Source organism: Variovorax sp. E3 (assembly GCF_016082275.1).
Lineage (GTDB): Bacteria > Pseudomonadota > Gammaproteobacteria > Burkholderiales > Burkholderiaceae_C > Variovorax.
This window is the reverse complement of sequence record NZ_MOWM01000345.1, coordinates 1-1,066: the sequence shown is the minus strand read 5'-3', so window position 1 is coordinate 1,066 and position 1,066 is coordinate 1. Positions and strand designations below refer to the sequence as shown.

At 62.4% G+C, this 1,066-nt stretch carries 1 pseudogene; it reads right to left on the bottom strand.

The features are described 5' to 3' along the window. Nucleotides 1-1,005: pseudogene (locus tag BMG07_RS40745) on the bottom strand (IS3 family transposase); the annotation flags it as partial. Between the last annotated feature and the right edge of the window lie 61 nt (nt 1,006-1,066).

Here is a 1,066-nt window from a genome sequence, read left to right as displayed (position 1 = left end):
TGCGCTCGGTCTTCAATGAACTGAAGAAGCTCTCCATGGCCGAGTTGTCCCAGACCTCGCCCGCGCGGCTCATGCTGCAGGTGATGCCTTGCTCCTTGAGCAGCTCCTGGAACTGCTCGCTGGTGTATTGGCTTCCTTGGTCGGAGTGATGCAGCAATGCGACCGGCTTGCCCCGGCGCCACACTGCCATCATCAGCGCATCGGCAACGAGCTGCGTGGTCATGCTGTCCTGCATCGACCAGCCGACGATGCGACGCGAGTACAGGTCGAGTACCGCAGCGGCATATAGCCAGCCCTCGGCCGTCCAGATGTACGTGAAGTCGGCCACCCACTTCTGGTTGGGCGCATCAGCCTGGAACTGGCGGTCCAACACGTTGTCGGCGATAGCGCTGCGCTGGCCTCGGTCCTGCGGCAAGCCTCGACGTCGCGGCCTCGCGCGCAGGGCCTGCTCACGCATGAGCCGTTCAATGCGGTGCAATCCGCATCGCTGACCCAGTGCCAGCACGTCATGCCACACGCGCCGAGCACCATGGGTGCGGTCGCTGCCCAGGAAGCTCTGACGCACCTGGCTGCCGAGCACCTCGTCTTCCAGACTGCGTTGGCTTCGGGGCCTGCTGAGCCACGCATAGAAGCCGCTTCGCGAGACACCGAGCGCCTCGCACATCATTGCCAACGGCCACGTCCCTCGGTGTTTCGCAACGAAGCCGAACTTCACATCGACTCCTTGGCGAAGTAGGCCGCCGCTTTTTTCAATAGGTCGCGCTCCATGCGCAGCTTGGCGTTCTCCCTCCTCAAGCGCTCCAGCTCCGCCTGTTCGGGCTTCATCACGCCCTGACCAGGAAACGCCTGCTGCGGGTCGACCGCAGCCTCGCGCACCCACTTGCGCAACACGTTCTCGTGTACATCGAGGTCACGTGCAGCCTGTGCCACCGACACGCCTCGTTCCTTCACCAGCTTGACTGCCTCAAGCTTGAACTCTCGGCTGAATTGCCTTCTCGTTCCCATAAACCACCTCCGGTTTCATCTTCCACCTTAACAAGGTGTCTTTGAAACCGGCAGCAGCCCA